Origin of the sequence: Dietzia sp. HMSC21D01 (genome assembly GCF_001815995.1) — a bacterium.
Classification (GTDB): Bacteria; Actinomycetota; Actinomycetes; order Mycobacteriales; family Mycobacteriaceae; genus Dietzia; species Dietzia cinnamea.
Genome location: NZ_KV823724.1, coordinates 1 through 844, shown reverse-complemented (window position 1 = coordinate 844; position 844 = coordinate 1). Strand labels below are relative to the sequence as shown.

Sequence of the window (844 nt, the reverse complement as noted above, 5' to 3'; positions counted from 1 at the left end):
CACCCGTCTGCTCGGGTGCGGGGCTCGCGGGTCCGGTGGCCGGACCGGAGATCAGGGGGCGGGCCGCGTCGGAACCGCGCTGCCGGCCTGCTGCCCGGCGCCCGGGACCGGGAGTCCGTCGTCGGTGGTGGCCTGGCCGCCGCCCTCGTCTCCACCCTCACCGGGGATGCCGGCCGCGGTAGTGCCGGCCTCGAAGTCCTCGATCGTGTCGGGGTCGTCGGTCTCCTGCGTCTCCGGGATGGAGGAGTGGGGCGCGGACTCCTCGGAGTACGTGGGCAGCGTGTACGGCGCGTCGGGATCGGCCGGCTCCTGGTTGGGGCTGCACGCGGCCACGGCGAACGCGAGGGCGAGTGCGGGAGCCGCGACCAGGATGCGGCGGGCGGTCTGACGCGGGGCCATGGGGGCTCCTTCGATCTCGGGAGGCTGCAAGTCGCTACTGGGCGTGCGTCCCGCGGACGGGCCGGACGCGTGGGCTCATCATATCCTCAGGGGTCAGCGGTCGAGATCCTGGGTGACGATCACGATCACCCCGGGAGCCTCCCCCGCCAGATCCGCCGGACGCGGCTTGGCGGTGATCCCCAGCTGGGCGGCGATCGCCTGCGCGGCCTGCTGCTCACCGGGCCCGGTGCCGTAGAAGGCGGTGGACTCCGCCACCACGCCGCGGTTGGACGGCATGTTGGCTACGTCGCCCACCGCGAAGCCGCTCTCGCGCAGCGCCTCGCCCGTGCGGGCTGCCAGGCCGGTGACGGTGCTGTTGTTGAAGATCTGCACCGGCACGCTGGTCACGTCCGGTCCGGGCGCGCCGGGCTGGGCGGGAGGCTGCCCGGCCGCGGGCGGGTCGGCC

General features: G+C 74.9%; 2 protein-coding genes. Both read right to left on the bottom strand.

Features of this window, described 5'->3' with window-relative positions:
* Nucleotides 1-51 precede the first annotated feature (51 nt).
* Nucleotides 52-399 (bottom strand): hypothetical protein, encoded by a 348-nt coding sequence (locus tag HMPREF3086_RS02710; protein WP_061227937.1) that lies wholly within the window; start codon nucleotides 397-399, stop codon nucleotides 52-54.
* Nucleotides 400-492: 93 nt separating this feature from the next.
* Nucleotides 493-844, bottom strand: a 352-nt coding sequence (locus HMPREF3086_RS02705; protein ID WP_141763959.1) for a LytR C-terminal domain-containing protein, incomplete at its 5' end; no start/stop codon positions are given.

Bases quoted from the DNA above. Each gene is read 5' to 3' on its own strand.
- HMPREF3086_RS02710 (WP_061227937.1), bottom strand. From the start codon at position 399: ATGGCCCCGCGTCAGACCGCCCGCCGCATCCTGGTCGCGGCTCCCGCA.